At 65.8% G+C, this 23,227-nt stretch carries 19 protein-coding genes; 9 read left to right on the top strand and 10 right to left on the bottom strand.

Translation table 11 applies throughout. The features are described from left to right. Positions 1–138: 138 nt before the first annotated feature. Complete coding sequence (locus AABA84_RS16095; RefSeq protein ID WP_212249475.1) at positions 139–1,086, bottom strand: hypothetical protein; 948 nt, start codon at positions 1,084–1,086, stop codon at positions 139–141. 125 nt (positions 1,087–1,211) lie between these two features. Here AABA84_RS16095 and AABA84_RS16100 point away from each other — a divergent pair, with 125 nt between their 5' ends. From AABA84_RS16100 to AABA84_RS16110, 3 genes are all read left to right on the top strand, one after another. Beyond that, positions 1,212–2,369 (top strand): tetratricopeptide repeat protein, encoded by a 1,158-nt coding sequence (locus AABA84_RS16100; protein WP_338312488.1) that lies wholly within the window; start codon positions 1,212–1,214, stop codon positions 2,367–2,369. Between the two features lie 110 nt (positions 2,370–2,479). Further along, entirely contained in the window at positions 2,480–3,121 is a 642-nt protein-coding gene (locus AABA84_RS16105; RefSeq protein ID WP_338312489.1) for a hypothetical protein, read from the top strand. A gap of 269 nt (positions 3,122–3,390) precedes the next feature. After that, entirely contained in the window at positions 3,391–4,581 is a 1,191-nt protein-coding gene (locus AABA84_RS16110; RefSeq protein ID WP_338312490.1) for an acetylornithine transaminase, read from the top strand. A 149-nt stretch (positions 4,582–4,730) separates the two neighbouring features. On the opposite strand, the gene AABA84_RS16115 is transcribed toward AABA84_RS16110, so the two are convergent. The 3 genes from AABA84_RS16115 to pcsA form a co-directional block, all read right to left on the bottom strand. Continuing rightward, positions 4,731–5,705, bottom strand: a complete 975-nt coding sequence (locus AABA84_RS16115) for a quinone oxidoreductase family protein (RefSeq protein WP_135175366.1) — start codon at positions 5,703–5,705, stop codon at positions 4,731–4,733. Positions 5,706–5,779: 74 nt separating this feature from the next. Continuing rightward, a complete protein-coding gene (locus tag AABA84_RS16120) occupies positions 5,780–6,514 on the bottom strand; it encodes a TerC family protein (RefSeq protein WP_038970373.1) in 735 nt (244 codons plus the stop codon). Further along, positions 6,511–7,236 carry a phosphatidylcholine synthase gene (pcsA, locus tag AABA84_RS16125; RefSeq protein ID WP_433960979.1) on the bottom strand — a complete coding sequence of 242 codons (726 nt, stop codon included), beginning with the start codon at positions 7,234–7,236 and terminating at the stop codon, positions 6,511–6,513. Before pcsA ends, AABA84_RS16120 begins: the two co-directional genes overlap by 4 nt. Before the next feature lie 128 nt (positions 7,237–7,364). Between pcsA and AABA84_RS16130 the strand changes: the two genes are divergently transcribed. Further along, positions 7,365–8,549: a UbiH/UbiF family hydroxylase gene (locus AABA84_RS16130; protein ID WP_212249486.1), complete on the top strand. Its 1,185-nt coding sequence runs from the start codon at positions 7,365–7,367 to the stop codon at positions 8,547–8,549. A 220-nt stretch (positions 8,550–8,769) separates the two neighbouring features. Here AABA84_RS16130 and AABA84_RS16135 read toward each other — a convergent pair whose 3' ends face one another. Continuing rightward, positions 8,770–9,723, bottom strand: a complete 954-nt coding sequence (locus AABA84_RS16135) for an AEC family transporter (protein ID WP_338312491.1) — start codon at positions 9,721–9,723, stop codon at positions 8,770–8,772. A gap of 106 nt (positions 9,724–9,829) precedes the next feature. Here AABA84_RS16135 and hspQ point away from each other — a divergent pair, with 106 nt between their 5' ends. Then, complete coding sequence (hspQ, locus tag AABA84_RS16140) at positions 9,830–10,162, top strand: heat shock protein HspQ (RefSeq protein WP_008564941.1); 333 nt, start codon at positions 9,830–9,832, stop codon at positions 10,160–10,162. 80 nt (positions 10,163–10,242) lie between these two features. Here hspQ and AABA84_RS16145 read toward each other — a convergent pair whose 3' ends face one another. Beyond that, complete coding sequence (locus AABA84_RS16145; RefSeq protein ID WP_338312492.1) at positions 10,243–11,067, bottom strand: invasion associated locus B family protein; 825 nt, start codon at positions 11,065–11,067, stop codon at positions 10,243–10,245. Between the two features lie 261 nt (positions 11,068–11,328). On the opposite strand from AABA84_RS16145, the gene AABA84_RS16150 reads away from it, so the two are divergent. The 3 genes from AABA84_RS16150 to AABA84_RS16160 all read left to right on the top strand — a co-directional run bounded on the left by AABA84_RS16150 (position 11,329) and on the right by AABA84_RS16160 (position 15,990). Beyond that, positions 11,329–13,173, top strand: a complete 1,845-nt coding sequence (locus tag AABA84_RS16150; protein WP_338312493.1) for an extracellular solute-binding protein — start codon at positions 11,329–11,331, stop codon at positions 13,171–13,173. A gap of 4 nt (positions 13,174–13,177) precedes the next feature. Continuing rightward, positions 13,178–14,680: an AMP-binding protein gene (locus AABA84_RS16155; RefSeq protein ID WP_338312494.1), complete on the top strand. Its 1,503-nt coding sequence runs from the start codon at positions 13,178–13,180 to the stop codon at positions 14,678–14,680. Between the two features lie 86 nt (positions 14,681–14,766). Next, a complete protein-coding gene (locus tag AABA84_RS16160; RefSeq protein WP_338308130.1) occupies positions 14,767–15,990 on the top strand; it encodes a GGDEF domain-containing protein in 1,224 nt (407 codons plus the stop codon). Positions 15,991–16,014: 24 nt separating this feature from the next. Here AABA84_RS16160 and AABA84_RS16165 read toward each other — a convergent pair whose 3' ends face one another. The 4 genes from AABA84_RS16165 to AABA84_RS16180 form a co-directional block, all read right to left on the bottom strand. After that, complete coding sequence (locus AABA84_RS16165; RefSeq protein WP_038949101.1) at positions 16,015–16,251, bottom strand: hypothetical protein; 237 nt, start codon at positions 16,249–16,251, stop codon at positions 16,015–16,017. 368 nt (positions 16,252–16,619) lie between these two features. Next, positions 16,620–16,829, bottom strand: coding sequence for a cold-shock protein (locus AABA84_RS16170; RefSeq protein WP_028144554.1), 210 nt, complete (start codon positions 16,827–16,829; stop codon positions 16,620–16,622). 247 nt (positions 16,830–17,076) lie between these two features. Beyond that, entirely contained in the window at positions 17,077–20,595 is a 3,519-nt protein-coding gene (mfd, locus tag AABA84_RS16175; RefSeq protein ID WP_338312495.1) for a transcription-repair coupling factor, read from the bottom strand. Continuing rightward, complete coding sequence (locus tag AABA84_RS16180) at positions 20,592–20,882, bottom strand: FAD assembly factor SdhE (RefSeq protein WP_338308124.1); 291 nt, start codon at positions 20,880–20,882, stop codon at positions 20,592–20,594. Before AABA84_RS16180 ends, mfd begins: the two co-directional genes overlap by 4 nt. Positions 20,883–21,065: 183 nt before the next feature. Between AABA84_RS16180 and recG the strand changes: the two genes are divergently transcribed. Continuing rightward, positions 21,066–23,174 (top strand): ATP-dependent DNA helicase RecG, encoded by a 2,109-nt coding sequence (recG, locus tag AABA84_RS16185; protein WP_338308122.1) that lies wholly within the window; start codon positions 21,066–21,068, stop codon positions 23,172–23,174. Positions 23,175–23,227: the final 53 nt, after the last annotated feature.

The following is a 23,227-nucleotide window of genomic DNA, read 5'->3' on the forward strand; positions in this document are numbered from 1 at the left end:
ACGCACGTACAGATACCCCTTCGAGCGCGCTCTAAGTCAAGAGGGATCGAAGGTGCCGTCCCCGCGAGGTCAAGATGGCGCCACAACAGAAGATTTGGGGGCGCCGGCTGGGCGGCAGCGTCGCGGAATTCCGAGGCTTCAGGAGGTCGTCAGCCATTTCGGCACCCAGCGCTCCGGGCGCGGGGCGCGGGCGAGATCAGCCTGCGCTTCGGACAAGGTCGCCGGCTCGCCGTCGATGGTCGGGCGCACATCGTACTCGAAATTCGGCATGACGCGGCCGTCGGCATAGAGCCCAAAATTCATCGTGTACCACAGGCCAAGCTCGGGCTGGGCGCGGCGCATCTCCTCGCGCAGGTCGCGCAGCAGGGATTCGATCGACGCGGCTTCATCGAACGGCCGTGGTCCGTGCGAGAGCACGCGCGCCTCATATTGCTTGCCGACGATCGCAATCTCGAATCTCGTCCGGTCCCAGGGCTTCTTGCCCTTCGGCAGGTGAGCGGCCAGCCGCCAGCCGAGCTCGGCCATCAGGCGGTGATTGGCCCAGTAGTCTTCGCGATCCCGGCTCCATTTTTCCATGAAGCCGCGGAAGTCGGGCAGCTCCGACGAATTGTCGTCGGGCGTCGCTGGCTCGCCGAGCGGCCGTCCAGCCAGCCACTGCGCAAGCTCGACCGTCTGCGGCTCGACCTCGTCATGCGGCTTGAGATCGCTCCAGGCATTGTTGAATTGTTGCGACGTCAGTTTGGCGAGCAGGCCGTCGAGGCTCGGCGCCAGCAGCTCGTAGTCGCCCTCCGATCCCAGTCCCACGATCGGCGGATTGTCGCGGTCGAGACCGGCGCCGTACCAGCCGCCGACGGCCGAGCCGTCCGGCAGCCGCATGAACAGCGAAAACCTGTCCCGCAAGGGACTACCGTCGGTAATTGGCGCGTGATCTGAGAACTGGCCCTGCAGCGAGAAGCAGCCGACGCTGCCCCAGGGCCGCCCGTTGAGCCAGGTGGCAAAGTCGACCAGCAGCGGAGGCGCTTCGATGCCCGGCGGAAACGCGCCGCGAATGCTGTCGAGATCAATGGGATAAGGCGTATCGGACAAGGCTGAAATCTGTCTGGTTGGTCCCGTCCCTCTTGGTCTGAGCCGAGTTGCGTCCGGTTCGAACCAAGTCGCGTTGTTCGATCACAAACGCGCTAGAGGCGCAATGGTTTCGACGCGGTACGCAAATGAAATACCACGAGACATCGGGAATTTGGTTCAAGCTGTCGGCAATCGGCCTCACGATGGCCCTGCTCGCGCTGTCCGCCCCCGCCGCGGCGCGATCCCCGTCAGCCGCACAGCTGCGCCAATGGTGCTACGAGGACGACGACGCGGGCAGCGAGGAGCAGCGCATCGAGGGTTGCACGGCCGTGCTCAAGGCCAATCCCAACGACGTCCATGCGCTCGCCAATCGCGGCGAGATGCTTCGGCGAAAGGGCGACGCCGTGCGTGCGCTGGCGGACTTCAACCGTGCGATCGAGCTCAATCCCAGACATCCCGACCTCTGGTACAACAGGGGGATTGCCCATGACGATCTCGGCGAGAAAGATCAGGCCATCGCCGACTACACGCGCGCCATCCGGCTGAACGCCCGCGACCCGCTCTACTACAACAACCGCGGCAACTCCTTCATCGACAAGAACGACTACGAGCGCGCGATCGCCGACTATGATCAGGCCATCAAGCTCGACCCGAAATTCGCGCTGGCCTACTTCAACCGCGGCACCGCTTATCGCAACCACGGCGAGGACGAGCGCGGGCTTGCGGATCTCGATCTGTCGATCCAGTTCAACCCGAACTACGGCCCGGCTTACGGCAACCGCGCACGCGTCTACCGCGATCGCGGCGACCGGGTCCGCGCGCTGGCCGACTTCGCCAAGTCGCTGCAGCTCAGCCCGAACAACGACCGCGATTTCTATGCGCGCGCGAATATGTATTTCGATGCGCACGATTATGCGCTGGCGCTGGAGGATTACGACCGGTCGATCAAGGCCAATGCGAACTATCCCGCCGCATTCAATTCGCGCTGCATGACGCGCGCGATCCTCGGCCGTCTGCAGGAGGCGCTGGCCGACTGCGATCAGTCCCTGAAGATGGCCCCCGACGATCCCTACACGCTGGACAGCCGCGCCCTCACCTACCTCAAGCTCGGCAATCTCGACGCGGCGATTGCGGACTACGACGCGGCACTGAGCACCAAGCCCGCGTACGACAGCTCGCTCTACGGTCGTGGGCTTGCGAAGCGGAAGAAGGGCGACAACGAAGGCGCCGAGCGCGACATCGCTGCAGCGAAAGCGATCAACGCTGGGATCGTCGACGAATTCGCGCATTACGGTGTCGAGTAAGCCGCACCGCAGCGCCGCGCGCCGGCAATGTGACACTATAATGCATTCACGCAGGGGTCACGGACTCGGCCTAACTCTGCCGCGCCTTCAACGCGAGCGAGGATTTCTTGATGAGCCGTCTCTCGGACATGCTGCGCACGCAGCGCTTCGACGATTACCGCTTCTACCACCAGAGCACCGTCAACCAGACGCTGCACCTGATCAGCGCCGCGATCTTCCTCGGCTGCTATGCGCTGCTGTTCGCAGACCCCGCGCTTGCCGGCATCGTCGGCTGGCTGGCGATGCTGACGCGGCAGACCGGGCATTTCTTCTTCGAGCCGAATGGCTACGACGCCGTCAACGACGTCAGCAACGACTACAAGGAAGCGGTCAAGGTCGGATATAACCAGAGCCGCAAGATCATCCTGCTGCTGGTCTGGGGTAGCGCGCCGGTCGCGCTGTACGCGTTCCCTGCCCTGTTCGGTCTGTTCGATCCGCCCACCACGCGTCTCGATTTCGTCCGTCATGTCGGCGCACTCTGGCTCGCGATCGGCATCGGCGGCGGCCTCATTCGCATGATCCAGCTCTTCGTCACCCGCGACCTCACGACTGGCCTCGTGTGGGTCTTCAAGGTGCTGACCGACCCCTTCCACAACATCGCGCTGTACTGGTCATCGCCGCTCAAGCTGCTGCGCGGCGAGCTGATCGACACGTCGATTGCGAGTGCGGACTGGGGCGACGACGACACCGAGGAAGCTGCGCATCTGACCTGATCGCTGCACGCCAGGCGGGTGTCTTGCAAAACAGCAGCTTGACAAGCCCTGCCATTCGGCTGTACGGACCCGCCCCATGATCAATTCCCGGACCCACCTGCGCACCGAAATGCTCCGTCGTCGCTCCCGCGACGATGAGAGGGTGCGCCATGTCCGACGACGCCGCTGAACCACTGAATTCAGCTGAAGTTTTCGAGAAGGCCGCACCCGCAAGGTGCGGCCTTTCTGCTTTTTGCGCCCGTTTTCCACCCACCCCAGAGGAGTTCGACATGACCACGCATCCGTATGACGCGCTGATGGACATCACCGCACGGCCCAAGGCCGTGTTCGTCCGCGGCGCGGGCTCCTACCTCTGGGACGATGGCCGCAAGCGCTATCTCGATTTCGTGCAGGGCTGGGCCGTGAACTGCCTCGGCCACTCGCCGCCTGCGATCGCCGATGCCCTCGCTTCGCAGGCGAAGCGGCTGCTGACGCCGAGCCCGGCCTTCTACAACGAGCCGAGCCTCAATCTGGCGCAAGCCCTGGTCGCGAACAGCGCCTTCGACCAGGTGTTCTTTGCCAATTCCGGCGCGGAAGCCAACGAGGGTGCGATCAAGCTCGCGCGCAAATATGGCAGCCTGCACAAGGGCGGCGCGTTCGAGATCATCAGCTTCGAAGGCGGCTTTCACGGCCGAACGCTGGCGACGATGTCGGCCTCGGGCAAGAAGGCGTTCGAACCGCTGTTCGAGCCGAAAGTCGCGGGCTTCAAGAAGGCGAAGCTCAACGACATCGCCTCGGTCGAGAAGCTGATCAACGACAACACCGTCGCGGTGATGCTCGAGCCGATCCAGGGTGAATCAGGCGTGTGGCCAGCGACCGATCAGTTCCTGCAAGCGTTGCGCGCGCTGACCAAAGCCCACGGCTTGCTGCTCATTTTCGACGAGATCCAGACCGGCATGGGCCGGACCGGAAAACTCTTCCACTACGAGCACACCGGGATTGCGCCCGACATCATGACGCTCGGCAAGGGCATCGGCGGCGGCGTGCCGCTCGCCGCCTTGCTTGCCACCGAACATACCTCCTGCTTCGAGCACGGCGACCAGGGCGGCACGTTCAACGGCAACCCGATCATGTGCGCGGCGGGGCTCGCGGTGCTCGAGGAGGTCAGCAAGCCGGATTTCCTGAAACAGGTCGCCGAGACCGGCTTGCTGCTCGAAAGCGAGCTGCAGAAGGTCTCGGCCCGGCACGGGCTCGGCGGCGTGCGGGGACGCGGGCTGCTGCTCGCGCTCGACCTCAAGCTGCCGATCGCGCCCGGCATCGTCGCGCAAGCGTTCGAAGCCGGCGTGCTCCTCAACGCACCACAGCTCGACACCCTGCGCTTCATGCCGGCGCTGAACGTCGCGAAGGCAGAGATCGCCGAGATGATCGATTGTCTCGACGGGATTCTAACCAAGGCCGGCGCGGCACGGCGGGTGGCGTAGGAGCAGTCTCGTGCCCCGGACGCAGCGCAGCGTCTCTTCGACGGTGCGCTGCTGAGCCGGGGCCAATCTCCCCGCAGAGCGTGTTGCATCTGGGTCCCGGCTCTGCGCCGCAACGCTTCAGGCGTTGCGGCTGGTCCGGGACACGAGAACTACGGCTTCAAGATCGACGCGCCCGTGGTCTTGCGGCTTTCGAGGTCGATATGCGCCTTGGCGGCATCCTTCAGCGCGTAGGCGTGGTTGATCGGCACGTGCAGCTTGCCGTTGATGACAGCGGCGAACAGCGTGTCGGCGCCTTCGAGCAGCTCCTTGCGCGTGCCGACGTAGTCGTTGAGCTTCGGCCGCGTCGCAAACAGCGAGCCGTGATTGTTGAGCTCGGCGATCGAGAACGGCGGCACCGGGCCGGAGGCGTTGCCGAAGGAAACGAACATGCCGCGCGGCTTCAGGCAGGACAGCGAGCCCGGGAAGGTCGCCTTGCCGACGCCGTCATAGACGACGTCGCAGCCTTCGTTGCGGCTGATCTGCTTGACGCGCGCGACGAAGTCCTCCTCGTTGTAGAGGATGACGTGATCGCAGCCATTGGCCTCGGCGAGCTCGGCCTTTTCGCGCGAGCCGACCGTGCCGATGACGTGGGCTCCGAGCGCCCTCGCCCATTGGCAGGCCAAAAGGCCGATGCCGCCGGCGGCGGCATGGATCAGCACGCGGTGATGCGGCTCGACCTTGAAGGTCTTGTGCAGGAGATACCAGACGGTCAGGCCCTTGAGCATCAGCACGGCGCCCTGCTCGTGGGTGATGTGATCGGGCAGCTTGACCAGCTTCTCCCAGGGGATGTTGCGCTCGCCGGTATAGGCGCCGAGATTGTAGTAATAGGCGACGCGGTCGCCGGGATGGAAATTCGTGACGCCCGGCCCGACCGCGATGACCTCGCCCGAGGCCTCGTTGCCGGCAATGAAGGGCAGCCCCGGCGCCTTGTAGAGACCGGTACGGTAGTAGACGTCGATGAAGTTCAGGCCGACCGCATGCTGGCGGATGCGCACCTCGCCGGGGCCGGGCGCCGGGACATCGACGCTCTCGTAGACCAGGGCTTCGGGGCCTCCGACCTTGTGCACACGGACCGCTTTGGTCATCACCTGACCTCCTCTTCTCATAGGCCAACGAAAGACATCGCGCCCGCCTTGTCAACTCGATGTAGCTGGAACGCCTAAACCGACGGCTTGGTGGTCTTCCTGCGGTTGCGCTTGGCCAGCACGTTGAAGAATTCGACCGCCGCCGAGAACGCAATTGCAAAATAGATGTAGCCGCGCGGAATGTGGAATTGGAATCCGTCCGCGACCAGCGCGACGCCGATCAGCACCAGGAAGGCCAGCGCCAGCATTTTCGTGGTCGGATGCTCCGCGACGAAGCGCGACACCGGGCCCGACGAAATGTACATGATCAGGCAGGCGATCACGACCGCCGCGATCATGATCTCGATATCCTCAGCCATGCCGATCGCGGTGATGATCGAATCCAGCGAGAACACGATGTCGATGACGATGATCTGGACGATTACCCAGAAGAAGGCGCTGCCCCCGGATTTCTGATCGCCTTCGCCGTCATCGGCCTCGACCTCGGCGTGGATCTCGTGCGTCGCCTTCGCGATCAGGAACAGGCCGCCGCCGATCAGGATGAGGTCGCGCCAGGAGAAGTCCGAACCCTTGAATGAAAACACCGGCGCGGTCAGGCCGATCAGCCAGACCAGGACGCTGAGCAGGATGATGCGGAAGATCAGCGCGAGAGCGAGCCCGATCTTGCGGGCGCGGTCCGCCTGCTGCTGGGGGATGCGCGAGACGATCACCGACAGGAAGATGACGTTGTCGATGCCGAGCACGATCTCTAGCGCGGTCAGGGTGAGCAGCGCGGCCCAGGCTTCGGGACTGGTCAACAGATGCATCATGCGAAGGATCTTGCCAGTCGTATCAGCGCATCGCTGAAGCTGATCCAGAGCGCGATCGCGCAGAGTGCGATGGTGACGCCGGCGCCGACGCGGAAATCCATCTCCAGCACGTAGAGGGCAAGCAGCGCCCAGATCCCGATCAGCGACATCGTCAGCCAGCGCAGCCGCACGACGCGGACCGGATGCAGCACGTGGAACGGCACGAAGGTCAGCACGACGAGCGCGGCCACCAGCAGCGTCGACCACAGCGGCGGCCAGTGCAGCAGGAACAGATAGAACGCCGCCGCATTCCACAACGCCGGGAAGCCGCGGAAATGATTGTCGTCCGCCTTCATGCGCAGATCGGCGAAATATAATGCGCTGGTGACGATGATGGCGATGCCGAGCAAGGGAGCCGCGACCGGCAGCAGCAGGCCGCTGGCGACGATCGCGTAGGCCGGCACGAAGACATAGGTGACGAAGTCGACCACGAGATCGAGCACGTCGCCCGACCAGTTCGGCTGCACGTTCTTGACGTCGAGCCGGCGCGCGATCGGACCGTCGATCGCGTCGATGATCAGGGCGACGCCCAGCCACTGAAACATCGCCGCCCAATGCTCGCGCACGGCCTCCAGCATCGCCAATAGCGCGATCGCCGCGCCGAACGCGGTGAAGATGTGCACCGAGAACGCCGCGGCGCGGATCGCGGGCGTGGGCTTCAGGGAATCCTCTTGGCTGTCCATGGCCCCTGCTATCAGAATGAGGCCGCTTTGCACATCCGCCATGGCGCCGCCCGCCCGCACAATTCGTCGAAAAATCAGGCAAAATCAGTGGGCTTGAATTTGCCGCCGGGCGTGTCATTTGTCGTTCCATGACAGACGCATCGACACTTCATGACGCCGCCGTGATCGGCGGTGGACCGGCCGGACTTGCGGCGGCCATCGCACTGGCGCAGGCGGGTGCGCGGACAGCGCTGGTGGCGCGGCGCGTACCCTATGCCGACAATCGCACCACCGCGCTGCTTGGTGCCTCCGTTGATCTGCTGGAAACGCTCGACGTCTGGTCGCGCTGCAAGGGCAAGGCGGCTGCGCTCGAAACCATGCGCCTCGTCGATGACACCGGCCGGCTGTTCCGCAGCCCCGAGGTCCGGTTCTCCTGTCACGAAATCGCGCTCGACGCCTTCGGCTACAATATCGACAACCGCTCGCTGATGCTGGCTCTGGAAGAGCGTGCGGCTGAGCTGCCCAATCTCGTCCGTTTCGACGACGAGGCCGAAAGCGTCGTCATCGAAGCCGACGACGTCGCGGTCCGCACGGCCTCCGCGCAGTTTCTCTCGGCCCGCCTGGTGGTCGGCGCCGACGGCCGGCATTCGCTGTGCCGCGAAGCTGCCGGCATCGCGGTGACGCGGCGCGAGCTGACGCAGACCGCGCTGACCTTCAACGTCGGCCACACGCGGCCGCATCGCAACGTCTCGACCGAGTTCCACACACCGCATGGACCCTGCGTGTTCGTGCCCCTGCCCGGCGACCGCTCCAGCATCGTCTGGGTCTCGGCGCCTGCGGAGGCCGAACGGCTCCGCGGCCTCAGCGATGCCGAGCTGTCGGCCGCGATCGAGAAACAGTCGCATTCGATCCTCGGACGCATGACGGTCGAGCCCGGCCGCAACCTGTTCCCGCTGGCGATCGAACGTCCGAAATCCTTCGGCCGCGACCGCATCGCGCTGGTCGGGGAAGCTGCCCATGTGGTTCCCCCGATCGGCGCCCAGGGCCTCAATCTCGGCCTGCGCGATGCAGCCGATATTGCCAGGCTGGCGGGCGAGGTCATCGCAGCCGGCCAGGATCCCGGCGCGCCCGACGTGCTCAAGCGCTACGACCGCGCGCGGCGTCCGGACGTTTTGAGCCGCACCTTTGCGATCGACATCGCCAACCGCTCGCTGCTCAACGATTTCCTGCCGCTCCAGCCGGTCCGCGCCGTCGGCATGCACCTGCTCGGCGCCATCGGCCCGCTCCGGCGCTTTGCCATGCGCGAGGGCCTGACGCCGACCTGGCGAAGGTAGCTGCGTTAGGTTGAACGAATTGGCCGCTGGCTCGGTGCAACCTCTCCCGCTTGCGGGGGAGGTCGGCGCGTAGCGCCGGGTGGGGGCTCTCTCCGCGTAAAGACGTTCTCCGCGGATTTCAGACAGTCCCAACGCGGAGAGAGCCCCCACCCCAACCCTCCCCCGCAAGCGGGAGAGGGAGCGCAGCGTCCTTGCGGAAACGGCGAAGCTCCAAAACCGCTCACGGAAACACCAGCCGTCCGCTCTGAAGCAGCCACATCACGCTGGTCAACGTGACCACGGACGCGAAGGTGCCGAGCAGCACCGCGACGGACGCCGATTCGATCCAGGCATCGTTCTGCCGGGCGATCACGAACACGTTCAGCGCCGGTGGCAGCGAGGCCATCAGCACGGCGGTCGCAGCCCAGGGCTGCGCGAAGGGGCCGAACGCCAGCATCAGGCCGAACGCCGCCAGCGGGTGGATCAGGAGCTTGATCGCGATCACGCCCGGCACTTCCCACGGCACCCGGTCGAACGGACGGAGCGCCACGGTCACGCCGAGCACGAACAGCGCGGTCGGCGCGGCTGCGTTCTGGAGGAAGGTGATGGTGCGGTCGAGCGCGACCGGCATCTCGATATGCAGCGCCGCGACCGCGGCGCCAAAGCAGGCCGACATGATCAGCGGGTTGAGCACGATCTGCTTCAGCACGACGCCGAAGGCGTGCATGATCGAGGGATGGTCGCGGTCGGACAGCTCGATCAGGAGCGGCACGATCGTGAACAGGAAGATGCTGTCGCAGCAGAAGATCAGCGCGGTCGGCGCCGCCGCCTTGGTCCCGAGCACGGCGAGCGCCAGCCCGGGCCCCATATAGCCGATATTGCCGTAGCCGCCGGAGAGGCCTGCGAGCGTCGCCTCACGCAATGTCAGCCGGCCGAAAACCTTGCCCACGACCAGTGCCAGTGTGAACGCGGCGACGGTGGAGAGCGTGGTCGCCACCAGGAACGGCGGGTTGTTCAATTCCGCAAACGGCGTCTTCGACATGATCGCAAACAGCAGCGCCGGCAGCGACACGTAGAGCAGGAAGAAGTTCATCCAGGCGAGGCCCGATTCCGGCAGGGACTTGACCTTGCCGCAGGCAAAACCGACGAAGATCAAGCCAAAATAAGGTAGCGCCAGATTGAGGATATCGACCATTGATGAAGTGTTTTCTGAAGACTTGGGGGCTATCTGCCCCTGAAGTGAACGTTAATTCCAGATGAGGCCACTAGCATCGGCCACAATCCTGGTCTATCGACGGGGAATGATTAAAGCGCGGACCGCCAAATTCCAGATCGGACAGGTCGTGCGCCACCGGATCTTCTCGTTCCGGGGCGTGATCTTCGACATCGATCCGGAATTCAACAACACCGAAGAGTGGTGGCTGTCGATCCCCGAGGAGGTGCGGCCCCACAAGGACCAGCCGTTCTACCACCTGCTCGCTGAGAACGCGGAATCGGAATACGTCGCCTATGTCTCCGAGCAGAACCTTCTGCCCGACGATTCCGGCGAGCCGGTCCGGCATTCCCAGGTTGCCGAGATCTTCATCAAGGACAAGGCCGGCGGCTATCGTCCGCGCAATCCGTCGCTGAACTAGGTCTTCTTCACCAGCAACCAGCCAACAAAAAAGGCGCTCGAGATGAGCGCCTTCTTCATGTCTGGACGTCTGACGCCCGATTACTTCTGGCCGGCCGGAGCGGCGCCAGGGGCAGCACCGCTCTGCTCGAGCTTCTTGCGCTGCTCGTCAGCCTTCTTCTGAAGCTCTTCCTGGAGCTTCTTCTGGTTTTCCTCGAACACCTTCGGATCGGTCGGCGGACCGTCATAGGCCTTCTGGAATTCGCCAGCGAGCGGCAGCGGCAGGGTCAGCGGCGCGCCGTTGGCGTTGATCGCCTGGACAACGAGATTCTGGCCCTTCTTCATGCTGTTGATGAGCTCGGGCGTCGCCTCGTAGTCGGACATGCAGCCGTTCTGGAAGCAGATCACATAGGGCTGCTGCAGCGGCGCGTTGCTGTCCACGATGATGCGGGTGCCGTGCACGAGCTGCATGCCGAGCGGCAGCGTCACGCGCAGGATCTTCTTGGGCTCGCCTTCCGGCTCGATGATGACGGCGGCGATGACCGGCTGGCCCGATTCGATGCGGCCGTCCTTGCCGGTGAAGCAGACCTGCTTGGCGTTGGCATCCTGGCCCTTCAGGCAGAACTTGGTCCAGGGGGCGTAGATCAGCTGGATCTGCTGGTCGGCCGGCTGAGCCGCGCCCTGCTGCGCCGGAGCGCCCTGGGCGGGAGCCTGCTGCGCGGGGGCCTGAGCGGCCGGTGCCGGAGCCTTCGGGGCGGCCTTGGGAGCCGCTTTCGGGGCCGGAGCCGCCTTAGGCGCACCCGGGGCCGGGGCCGGCGCCGGGGTCTGGGCCTCGGCGGCAAACGGAACGGCCAACGCCGTCGCCGTCAACAGGGCGAGAAGTCGCCCACGCGGCCGGACGGACGCGGCCAAGTAACGGAAATTCATTGCGGAAAACCCTTTCTGAACGGGAAGTGCCCGAACCGCTCCGAAGCGCCGAACCAGGCCGCCTTGGGCGCGGCTCTCTTCCCGTCAAATGAGGCAGATAAGTGACGGGCTCGGCGCTCTTGCGCGATTGCCCGCCTTCTTAACGTGGCCGACGAAAAGATCAATGCCGACAACCGTCTTTGGCCACATCCGCAGCTGCGCCCGGTGAAATTCCCTGTGATAGGATTCAAGGCTAGCCGGTCCTCGAATCAACGTGTGCCGATGTTCAAGTTCCTGCGCCTTTTCGAGGGCCCCGGTCTCCGCCTTTGCGTCCTGGCCTCTGTGCTCGCGGGTGGGCTGTCCGCTGGCAGCGCGCAGGCCGAGGAAGCCCACGCCATCGCCATGCACGGCAAGCCGGCCATGCCGGCCGAGTTCACCCGCATGCCCTATGTCAATCCCGATGCCCCCAAGGGCGGCCGCTTGATCTGGGGCATTCTGGGCACCTTCGACAGCCTCAATCCCTTCATCGTGAGGGGATTAGCCGTGCAGCAGATGCGGGGCTACGTGGTCGAGAGCCTGCTCGCGCGCGGCAATGACGAGGCATTCACGCTCTATGGCCTGCTCGCCAGGAGCGTCGAAACCGACGACGAGCGGAGCTTCGTCACGTTCCGTCTCGATCCGCGCGCCCGTTTTTCCGACGGCAAGCAGGTCACGGCCGAAGACGTGCTGTTCTCCTGGCAGCTCCTGCGCGACCGCGGTCGTCCGAACCTTCGGCAATACTATGCCAAGGTTGCCAAGGCCGAGGCGCCCGATCCCCTCACCGTCCGCTTCGACCTCGCGGGCGCGAACGACCGCGAGCTGCCGCTCATCCTCGGCCTGATGCCGATCCTGTCGAAGCAAGCCGTCGACGTCGCGACCTTCGAGGAGACGACGCTGACGAGTCCGATCGGCTCCGGCCCCTATCGCGTCACGGCGGTGAAGCCCGGGGCCAGCGTGACGCTCACCCGCAATCCCGATTATTGGGGCCGCGACCTGCCCATCAACCGCGGGCTCTACAATTTCGACGAGATCCGGCTCGACTATTTTCGCGAGGCCAACGGCCAGTTCGAAGCCTTCAAGCGCGGCCTCTATGATTTCCGCGTCGAGCACGAGCCGCTGCGCTGGCACGACGGCTACGATTTTCCAGCCGCCAAAAGCGGCGAAGTGATCCGCGACAGCGTCAAGCCGGGCCTGCCGCAGCCTTCCGAATTCCTGGTGTTCAACACCCGCCGTCCGATCTTCGCCGACATCCGCGTCCGCCAGGCGCTGACGCTTCTGTTCGATTTCGAGCTGGTCAACCGCAATTACTTTTTCGGGCTTTATTCGCGCGTTGCCGGCTATTTCGCCGGCTCCGACCTGTCGGCCTATGGCCGGCCCGCGGACGCGCGCGAGCGCGAGCTGCTCAAACCCTTCGCCGCGCAAATTCGGCCCGATGTCATGGACGGCAGCTACCGCCTGCCGGTGACCGACGGATCGGGACGCGACCGGACCACGCTGCGCGCGGCGCTGAAGCTGTTGTCGGACGCCGGCTACGAGCTCGACGGCACCGTGCTGCGCAATCGCAAGACCAAGGCGCCCTTCGCCTTCGAGATCCTGGTCACGACCCGCGACCAGGAACGCATCGCGCTCGCCTTCCAGCGCGACCTCAAGCGCGCCGGCATCGAGCCGAGCGTGCGAACGGTCGATCCCGTGCAGTTCGATCAGCGCCGGCTCGCTTACGAATTCGACATGATCCAGAACCGCTGGGACCAGTCGCTGTCGCCCGGCAACGAGCAATATTTCTACTGGGGCAGCGCGGCCGCGGACAATCCGGGTACCCGCAACTACATGGGCGCCAGGGATGGCGCCGTCGATGCCATGATCGCCGCCCTGCTCGAGGCCCGTGAACATACGGATTTCGTCTCGTCGGTGCGGGCGCTCGACCGCGCTCTGATCGCGGGCTTCTACACTATCCCCCTGTTTAACGTATCCGAGCAATGGATCGCGCGCTGGAATCGGATAGAACGGCCCAAGGCCACCTCGCTCTCAGGCTATTTGCCGGAGACCTGGTGGTCGAAGGGGCAGCCGCAAGCTCATCAAGCAAAGTGACGCCGTGAACCAGCCAGCCGTATCGCCGACGCTCGACACGTTGTTTCAGCGCACGCTGATCCGGCAGCCGCACGCGCCCGCCCTGCTCGATCCCCTCAACAAGGCCCGCGTGACCGGGCACCAGCCGCGGCGGATGACCTATGCCGAAGCCGACACGGCTATCGAGGCGCTGTCGGCCTATTTCGTCGAATCAGGCCTGCCGGCCAATTCCGTCATCGCGATCCAATTGCCTGCCACGGTCGAGTTCGTGCTCACCGTGCTCGCGGCCCATCGCGCCGGCCTCGTCGTCGCGGTGCTGCCGCTGCTCTGGCGGCACGCGGAACTGACCGCGGCGCTGAACCGCACCGCGGCGCGCGCCATCGTCACCATGAGCACGGTCGACGGCGTCAGCTATGCCGATCTGGCGATGCATGCGGCCGCCGAAGCCTTCTCGATCCGTCACGTCTGCGGCTTCGGCACCGATCTGCCCGAAGGAATGGCTTCGCTCGACGATGTGCTGGCCCGCCCGCCCGGCACCACGCGCGCCGTGATCCAGGACGGCCGCAAGGCGGCGATGATCTCCTTCGACGTCACGGCCGAAGGCTTTCGCCCGGTGCCGCGGCCGCATTTCAGCCTGATCGCCGGCGGGCTTGCGATGTCGCTGGAAGCCGACATCAGGCAGGGCGCGACCGTGATGGCGGCGTTCGCGCCGATGTCGTTCGCAGGGCTCGCCTCCTCGCTCGCGGTGTGGCTGCTCTCCGGCGGCGCGCTGGCGCTGCATCATCCGTTCGAGAACGAGGTGCTGGAGCAGCAGATCAACGAGCATGAATGCGAGGTGCTGATCGCGCCGGCGCAGCTTGCCTTGCGGCTCGGCGATGCCGATCTGGCGGCGCGGATGCCGACCTTGCGCAACGTCATCGGCCTGTGGCGCGCGCCCGAGCAGGTGGCGGCGAGCGATGCCTGGATCGCGCCGCATGCGCCGCTGACCGACGTCTACCTGTTCGGCGAGGCCGGGCTGTTCGGCGCCCGCCGCGGCGAGGACGGCATGCCCGTTGCGGTGATGCCCGGGCCGCATGGCGCCCCGCGCGAGCAATCCGGCTCCTCTATTGCCGGCGAGATCCTGCTGACGCCGAAGGGCACGCTCGGCCTGCGCGGCGCGATGGTGCCGATCGCCGCCTATGCCCCGCCGCAGCCGGTCGGCGACACGCTGATCGCGCACCCCCCGCGCGATTATGTCGACACCGGCTATGCCGCCCGGCTCGACCGTCCGAGCGGCGCGATCTGCATCACCGCGCCCCCCTCCGGCATCATGGCCGTCGGCGGCTACCGCTTCCTCTCCAACGACCTTCAGGAATGGGCTCGCCGGCTCGGCCAGGGCGCCCTGCTCACCGCGCTGCCCGACCGGCTTTCCGGCCACCGCCTGGCCGGACGCGCCCAGGACAATACCCGGGCCCGCGAGGCGCTCAGCGAGCTCGGGCTTAACCCCCTGATGGTCGAAGCTTTTCGCGACCGTTCCGGCCCCGGCTAGGCACAGTTTCGCCGCCTCCGTTGACGCTGCATTAAGGCGGCCAAACTAGATTGCGCGGCATCTGTCGCGTGATCAGAGTTTGTCGAATGTCCCAGGCGGGCCCGATCCTGTTTGTGTCCAATGCCGAGCGGCCGCCCTTCATTGCGGCGCTGGACGAGGCCCGGCTCTTTCCCGTCGTCGACACCGACTGGGCCAGCGCAGCCCGCGCGGTCGAGCAGGTCCAGCCGGCCGTGGTTCTCGCCCAGATGTCCGGCGGTCACGAGCCGCATATCGCGCCGCTCGCCAAGAAGATCGCCGACCAGTCGCTCTACCTTCCTTTCGTGGCCCTCGATGCTTCAGGCACGCTGCCCCCCAACGCCCTGCCCTTCTCCTCGCGCGGCGGTAATTCCGACCGCCTGATCGCGCGCCTTCGCGCCGCTTTGCGCGTGCGCACCCTGCATGCCACGGTGCTGCGCCGGCTGCCGGAAGTGAAGGTCGCGCTGCCGGAAGGCGATCCCGCCCGCGATGCCACCGTGCTCCTGATCGGCCGGGGCTCGGCCTATCCCGCGCTCTCCGTCGCGCTCGGCGAACGCGCCGGCGTGGTCGGCGCGCTCTCGATCGAAGCCGCCGCGAAACACCTCAACACCCGCGACCTCGACGGCGTCGTGCTCGCCGAAGGTTTTACCGCGCGCGTCACCGACGCCTTTCTCACGGTGCTCGCCGAGGACACCCGCTTCCGCAGCCTGCCCGTCGTCGTCACCGCGCACCAGCTGACACAGACCTACGACCTGCCCAATCTCGAGCTGATCCCGGGCGAGCCGGCGAAGGTCGCGGCCAATGCGCTGCCCCTGATCCGCCAGCATGCGATGGAAGCACAATTGAGCCGTACGCTGCGCTCGATCGATGCCGGCGGCTGGCTCGATCCGCGCAGCGGCCTGCTCACGGTCGAAGCCTTCGCCCGCGATTTTGCCAAGGCGGTCGAGCAGACGCTGGCCCGCGGCGGCGGTTTGTCGGTCGCGCGGTTCGCCTTCGACCCCGGCAATTCCCGCGCCCAGCTCGATGCTGCGCGGATCCTCAGCCGGCTGATGCGGCAGATGGATTTTGGCGCGGCGCAGAAGGACGGCTCGGTCATCGTCGTGTTCGCGGAAACCGACTTCCGCACCGCCCACATGATCGCCCGCCGCCTCTCGGCGGTGATGCGGCACACCTCCAACGGCAAGCACGAGATGCGCAGCGAGCCCGTCGTCAGCGTGGATTCGCTGTCGCCGTCGGATACGGCAAGATCGTTGCTGGGGCGGCTGTCGGCGGATGCGTCGCGGGCGGCATCGTAGCATCCGCCGGCACGGCTCGATCGCTCAAACCATCATGAGCTTGATCTGGCCGTCCTCGACGGTCCCCATCGCGAGAGCGTCGCGCGCCATCTTCTCGACGGCCGGCCAGTTCGCCAGAAGGTATCTCTGCGCCTGCGCCTTGGTCGGGAAATTTGTTTGAAGAATACAGCTCTGCCGCGTGTTCCCGTTCGCGATCTGGAAGGACACCGCCTGAGGGCCCTCCCGAAGCTCTTGCTCGGTGGGCTGGGGAAGCTTGCGCATGCTGCTCCTTCTCGCGGCTCAGCGAACCGGTAAGGCGACCCCGGACGCTGGATCGGCGCGAGCCGTCCCAGCCGCGATCTTCCTGGCTTTCGATCTTCGCTCTGACTCGAGGCTCGGTTGCGTATTGCGGACCGCTTCGGTCAGCATCAGGCGGAGCTCTGCCTTGGTCTTGGGTGCTTGTCGCGTGGTCGACTTCTGCCAATTGGTCATGAAGTCTATATGGGTATCTTCGCGCGAAACGCCACCGTTCGCAATCAGGCGGTAACCGGTGCAAAAAACCCGCGGCCGGTGAACGGTCGCGGGTCAAGAGATCCGAAGCTCTGCCAGTACATCCGTGGTCAAAGCAACGTCATGTCGATTGCGACAGCCTATGCGGCGCGCAGATCTTCAGCAGCAGACTTGCCGGTCCGGCGGTCTGCAACGATTTCGAATGAAACCTTCTGCCCTTCGTTGAGGGTATTCATGCCGGCGCGTTCAACGGCGCTGATATGAACGAACACATCCTGGCTGCCCTGGTCGGGCTGAATGAATCCGAAACCCTTTTGGCTATTAAACCACTTCACAGTTCCCGTCGTCATGGGGGACGTCCTTTAAGATAGATAAGCGTTTGACCGCGCTGAAAAGCGCGTTCGGTGTCGTCGAGATCTGGAGGGAGGGTCGTCAGTCAGGCGCGCTTGAAAGCGGCGAGGCCAAGTCGTTCGGCCGAAACTCGATGAACACAACATGGGGACTGTTCGGCCATTCCGCAAGGGATCATTTCGTTATCGGATTCGACGCCCCTCCGTATCGCTCTCGCAGCGTCCCTTCTGGCTCCTTAATGACTGCTCACGCCGCCTTCTTGCTCTGCGCGAGCTGAGCGAGCTGCCGCATGATCTCGGTAGTGCCAGCGAGACGCTCTTCGGGCGTCTCCCAATCCTGCAGGAACACCACCTTCATATCCGGCCGCACCTTGGCGGCTTGTCCATAGCTGCGGATGAATGACACCAGGCGGTCGGGATGGGCGAAGGAATTGTCGCGGAAGGCGATGACGGCGCCCTTCGGGCCGGCATCGATCTTCCCGACATTGGCCCGGCGGCAGAACGCCTTGATCGCGGCGACCTTGAACAGGTAGCGCACCTCGTCCGGCAGCACGCCGAAGCGATCGCGCATCTCGGCGCCAAAATTCTCGATCTCCTCCTCGGTGTCGAGATCGGCAAGGCGCCGGTACAGCGACAGCCGCACCGAGAGATCGCCGACATAGTCCTCCGGAATGAGCACGGGCATGCCGATCGTGATCGAGGGCGACCAGCGGTCGGCGGCGGGTTCGGAGACGCCGGCCTTGAGGTTGACGATCGCCTCCTCCAGCATCGACTGGTAGAGTTCGAAGCCGACCTCCTTGATGTGGCCGGACTGCTCTTCGCCGAGCAGATTGCCGGCGCCGCGGATGTCGAGATCGTGCGAGGCGAGCTGGAAGCCCGCGCCCAAGGTCTCCAGCGATTGCAGCACGGTGAGACGGCGCTCGGCCTGCGCGGTGATCTTCTGCTGCGCCGGCAGCGTGAACAGCGCATAGGCCCGCAGCTTGGAGCGGCCGACGCGGCCGCGCAGCTGATAGAGCTGGGCCAGGCCGAACATGTCGGCGCGATGCACGATCAGCGTGTTGGCATTGGGAATGTCGAGGCCGGACTCGACGATCGTGGTGGACAGCAGGATGTCGAACTTGCCGTCGTAGAACGCGGTCATGATGTCCTCGATCACCGCGGGCGGCATCTGCCCGTGCGCGACCGCGACCTTCATCTCCGGCACGTTCTTGTCGAGGAAATCCTTGACCTCGGCGAGGTCGTCGATGCGCGGCACCACGTAGAACGCCTGGCCGCCGCGGTAACGCTCGCGCAGCAGCGCCTCGCGGATCATCAAGGGATCGTGCGGGGCGACGAAGGTGCGGACCGCGAGGCGGTCCACCGGAGGCGATGCGATGATCGAAAGCTCGCGCACGCCGGTCAGCGCCAGCTGCAGCGTGCGCGGGATCGGCGTCGCCGACAGCGTCAGCACGTGCACCTCGGCGCGCAGCGCCTTCAACCGCTCCTTGTGCGTGACGCCAAAGTGCTGCTCCTCGTCGACGATGACGAGGCCGAGATCGCGGAACTTGATCGCCTTGCCGAGCAACGCGTGGGTGCCGACGACGATGTCGACCGAACCGTCGGCGATGCCCTTCTTGACCAAATTGAGCTCCTTGGTCGCGACCAGGCGCGAAGCCTGCGCCACGTTCACCGGAAAGCCCTTGAAGCGCTCGGTGAAGGTCCTTGCGTGCTGGCGCGCGAGCAGCGTGGTCGGCACCACGACCGCAACCTGCTTGCCTTCGAGCGCGACGGCAAAGGCAGCGCGCAACGCCACCTCGGTCTTGCCGAAGCCGACGTCGCCGCAGATCAGCCGGTCCATGGGACGGCCGAGCTCGAGATCCTTCAGGGTGGATTCGATCGCCCCTAACTGGTCCTCGGTCTCGTCATAGGGGAAGCGCGCGCAGAACTCGTCGTACAGGCCCGGCTGCACCGGCAGCTTGGGCGCCTCGTGCAAATGGCGCGCGGCGGCAATCTTGATCAGCTCGCCCGCGATCTCGCGGATGCGGTTCTTGAGTTTTGCTTTTCGGGTCTGCCAGCCGCCGCCGCCGAGACGATCGAGTTCGACCGTGGTCTGGTCGGAGCCGTAGCGCGACAGCAGCTCGATGTTCTCGACGGGCAGGAACAGCTTTGTCTCGGCGGCATAATGCAGCTCGAGACAGTCGTGCGGCGCGCCGGCGACGTCGAGGGTCTGGAGGCCGACGAAGCGGCCGATGCCATGGTCGACGTGGACGACGATGTCGCCCGCGGCAAGGCTCGTGATCTCCGAGATGAAATTGTCGAGCTTCCGGCTGGCCTTGCGCGGCCGCACCAGGCGATCGCCAAGGATGTCCTGCTCGCTGATGAGCGCGATCTCGTCGGTCTCGAAACCGGCCTCTAAGCCGAGCACGGCCAGCATGGTCTCGTTGCGCGGGGTCGCCTGCACCGTCCGCCAGCTGTTGACGCTGATGGTGTGGGCGAGCTTGTGGTCACGCAGCATCGAAGTCATGCGGTCGCGTGAGCCCTCGCTCCAGAGCGCGATCACGACCTTCTTGCGCTGGGCGTGCAGCGCCATGACATGGCTGACGACGGACTCGAACACGTTGACCGTGGTGTCGTTGCGTTCCGGCGCGAAGTCGCGGCCCTTACGGGCACCGGCGTCGATGACGCTGGTCCCGTCGGCAGGAACCGAGAACTGCGTCAACCGCAGCAGCGGCATGTCGCTCTCGCGCCTGGTCCATTCCTCGCCGGTCAGATAGAGCCGGTCCGGCGGCAGCGGCTTGTAGATGGCGCCGCCACCGGGATGCTCCATCGCATCGCGGCGCGCCTCGTAATAGTCCTGGATCTGCTTGAAGCGCTCGCGGATGGCGTCCTCGGCCTGCGGCTCGATGGCGACGGCCGCGCCTTGCAGATAGTCGAACAGCGTGTCCATCCGGTCCTGGAACAGCGGCAGCCAGTGCTCCATGCCGGGATGGCGGCGGCCTTCGCTGACGGCCTCGTACAGCGCATCGTCGCGCTCGGGCGCGCCGAACTCGGCGACATAGCCCATGCGGAAACGGCGGATGGTGTCGGTGACGAGCTGGAATTCCGAGATCGGCACCAGGTCGAGCGAGCGCATATCGAGCAGCGTGCGCTGGGTCTCGGCGTCGAAGGAGCGGATCGATTCCAGGCTGTCGCCGAAGAAGTCGAAGCGCACCGGCTGCTCGAGGCCGGCCGGAAACAGATCGAGGATGCCGCCGCGCACGGCGTATTCACCGGGCTCACGCACGGTCGAGGACCGATTGTAACCGTTGTGTTCCAGCCAGGCGACGATGGTGTCCATCGGCACCACGTTGCCGGGCGCGACCGACAGCGCCTGCGCCGCGACGAGCTCGCGCGCGGGCACGCGCTGCACCACCGCATTCACCGTGGTCAGCACGATCAGCGGCTTGTCGCTGCCGGTGAGCGAGGCGAGCCGCGCCAGCGTGGTCAGGCGTTGCGCCAGGATCCCGCCATGCGGCGAGACGCGGTCATAGGGCTGGCAGTCCCAGGCCGGGAACTGGAGCACCGGCAGATCGGGGGCGAAGAACTGCAGCGCGCGTTCGAGCTGCTGCATGCGCGGGCCGTCGCGGCAGACCACGGCAAGGCTGACGGCCGGCTTCTTCGGCCGCGCCGCGATGGCGCGGGCGAGATCGGAGACGACGAGGCCTTCGGCGCCTTCCGCGACATTGGCAAGCGTCAGCACCCGGCCGGGAGCAAGCAGCTCGGCCGGAGATTTCATTCCCTGCTTCATATGTCGCGGTCCGCGATCGGATAGGCCTTGATGCGGGCAAACAGCGCGCCGGTGACAGCAGCTGGCAGCACCTTGTCGCCGGTGATGGCGGCATAGAGATCGGGATCGTTGACCTCGAGCAAAGTCTCGAGCTCGGTCAGCTCGGCGTCCGACAGATTGCCGATCTCGGCATCGGCAAAGCGGCCAAGGATCAGGTCCATCTCGCGCGTGCCGCGGTGCCAGCAGCGGAACAAAAGCCGCTTCCGGCGGTCGTCCAGCCCGCTGCTCGATCGTGTCGTTCCCGTCATGTCTCAAATCCAGTCAAACGCAGAAAGCCCGGACGTGCCGGGCCGGGGTGATATAGCCATTCGAACCGGCCGTGTCAGCCCTCGATTTGGCAAGCCTGCCGCCCGCGCGCGGCCGCGAAAAAAGCCGTGGATGCCCGCCATAAAGCCGGGCATGACGGGCCGAAACGATCCTAGATTCGCCTGATGCGCCCCAGCCTGCTCAATCCGCTGTTTGCTCCCGTGACCAGCCTGCCCGGCGTCGGTCCGAAGCAGGACAAGCTGCTGCAGTACCTGCTCAGCCGCAGCGAGACGCCGCGGCTGGTCGATTTGCTGCTGCATCTGCCGAGCCAGGTCATCGACCGCCGCGCCCGGCCGAAGATCCGCGACGCTGCGGTCGGAACCATGGTGACGCTGGAGGTCACCGTCGACCGCCACCGCCCACCTCCGCCGCGCAACGCGCGCGCGCCCTATCTGGTCTATGCCAGCGACGACACCGGCGACGTCGTGCTGACGTTCTTCCGCGCCAAGCCGGGCTACGTCGAAAAGCTGCTGCCGGTGGGCGAGAAGCGGTTCGTCTCCGGCACGCTGCAGATGTACGACGGCATCCCGCAGATGGTGCATCCCGACCGCGTGCTGGACGAGGAGGCCATCTCGAAACTCTCCGGCATCGATCCGGTCTATCCGTTGACGGAGGGTCTGGCGCTCGGCTCGCTCCGCCGCGCGATCGCGCAGGCGCTGCAGAAGCTGCCCTCGTTGCCGGAATGGATCAGCCCGGAGGTGATGCGGCGCTGCAGTTTCCCGCCGATCGCGGAAGCGCTCAACCGCGTGCACCAGCCGGTCGAGCTGACGGACATCCTGCCCGATCAGCCGTTCTGGTCGCGACTCGCCTTTGACGAGCTCCTGGCCGGCCAGCTCGCGCTCGCCCTGATCCGCGCGCAACTGCGCCGCCCAGCCGGCGTGCGCAATGCCGGTGATGGGCATTTGCGCAGCAAGATCATCGACGCCCTGCCCTATGCGTTGACGTCCTCCCAGCGCGACGCCACCGCGGCGATCGCGAGCGACCTACAGCAGCCCGTGCGCATGTTGCGCCTGCTCCAGGGCGACGTCGGCTCGGGCAAGACCGTGGTGGCGCTGCTCGCGGCCGCAGCCGTCACGGAGGTCGGCAAGCAGGCCGCGCTGATGGCACCGACCGAAATCCTGGCGCGCCAGCACATCAAGACCATCGCCCCCCTCGCGGAGCGCGCCGGCATGCGGGTTGCGATCCTCACCGGCCGCGAAAAGGGCAAGGAGCGGCGTGAATTGCTGGCGCAGCTCGAAGCCGGCGAGATCGACCTCCTGGTCGGCACCCACGCGCTGATCCAGGACGACGTGATCTTCCACGATCTTGCCCTCGCCATCGTCGACGAGCAGCACCGTTTTGGCGTGCGCGAACGGCTCGCGCTGACGTCCAAGGGCGAGGCCGTCGACGTGCTGGTGCTGAGCGCGACGCCGATCCCGCGCACGCTGGTGCTGACCTATTTCGGCGACATGGACATTTCGGAGCTCCGCGAAAAGCCCGCCGGCCGCCAGCCGATCGAGACCCGCACCATCTCGATCAGCCGCCTCGCCGAGGTCACGGACAGCATCGGCCGCGCGCTGCAGGCGGGCAAGCTGGTCTACTGGATCTGCCCCCTCGTCGAGGAATCCGAGGCGGAGGGCACCGAGCACCTCACCAACGCGACGAAGCGTTTCGAGAGCCTGCAGAAGCGGTTCGGCGAGCGCGTCGGCCTCGTCCACGGCCAGATGAAGGGCGCCGAGAAGGACCGCGTGATGGGCCAGTTCGCCGCCCACGAGATCGGCCTTCTGGTCGCGACCACCGTGGTCGAGGTCGGCGTCGACGTGCCGGCCGCGACCATCATGGTGATCGAGAACGCCGAACGGTTCGGCCTGGCCCAGCTGCACCAGCTGCGCGGCCGCATCGGCCGCGGCTCGGAAGCTTCGACCTGCCTGCTGCTCTACTCCGAGCCGCTCGGCGAGATGTCGAAGGCGCGGCTGAAGGTGATCCGGGAGACCACCGACGGTTTTCGCATCGCCGAGGAAGATCTGAAGCTTCGCGGCGAAGGCGACGTGCTTGGCGTGCGCCAGAGCGGCCTGCCCGGCTACCGCATCGCGCGCTCCGAAGTCCACGGCCAGCTCATTACCCAGGCGAGAGACGAGGCGCTGCGCATCCTCAAGGATGATCCGAAGTTGAAGGGCGAGCGCGGCGAGGCGCTGCGGTGCCTGCTGTATCTGTACGAGCGGGACGAGGCGATCCCGCTGATCGGCGCGGGCTGAGGGCTTCCGCAAAGATGGTCGCAAAGGGACTCGCGGAGACTCCCCTCGTGTGG

Origin of the sequence: Bradyrhizobium sp. TM239, assembly GCF_036247985.1 — a bacterium.
Classification (GTDB): Bacteria; Pseudomonadota; Alphaproteobacteria; order Rhizobiales; family Xanthobacteraceae; genus Bradyrhizobium; species Bradyrhizobium ottawaense.